Below are 447 nucleotides of genomic sequence, written 5' to 3'. Positions count from 1 at the left end.
TTTCCACCACTTGAAAAAGTGCTAGAGGATATTACTTTTGAACAGGCAATTTGGAAACCAGTTGAGGCAATGAATTCCATTTGGGAATTAGTTTGCCATTTACTTTTCTATGAAAAGAGATTTCTTATGCGATTTCTTGGTGAAACAGCGAATGAACCACAGGCAGAAGATAATGAATCTACATTTCGATTACCAACTGAGACTTTTCAAAATTGGAAGGAAACAAAACAAGAATACTTTTATGTTCATCGTGAACTTGGTAAAATACTAGCAACATCAGAACAAGAAGATTTGTATAGACAGATCCCAGGAGAAGATCAATCATAAGTGCTTGAACTGAAGAGTTTAGCATTGCACGACGCATATCATATTGGGCAAATTGTATTCCTAAGTAAAATGCAAGGAGCTTGGGCAGGGAAACGCAGCTTTTAAAAAGCTTCATTAGCT

General features: G+C 36.2%; 1 protein-coding gene. It reads left to right on the top strand.

What is annotated here, in order from left to right:
• Positions 1 to 327 (top strand): DinB family protein (locus tag CHI06_RS29040; protein ID WP_257009514.1); only part of this gene is annotated, 327 nt, incomplete at its 5' end.
• Positions 328 to 447 lie beyond the last annotated feature (120 nt).

It is taken from the genome of Bacillus sp. 7884-1, from assembly GCF_002272245.1.
In the GTDB taxonomy this organism is placed as follows: Bacteria; Bacillota; Bacilli; order Bacillales; family Cytobacillaceae; genus Neobacillus.
Note: the sequence above shows the minus strand (reverse complement) of the source record. Positions and strands in the feature narration are given on the sequence as shown.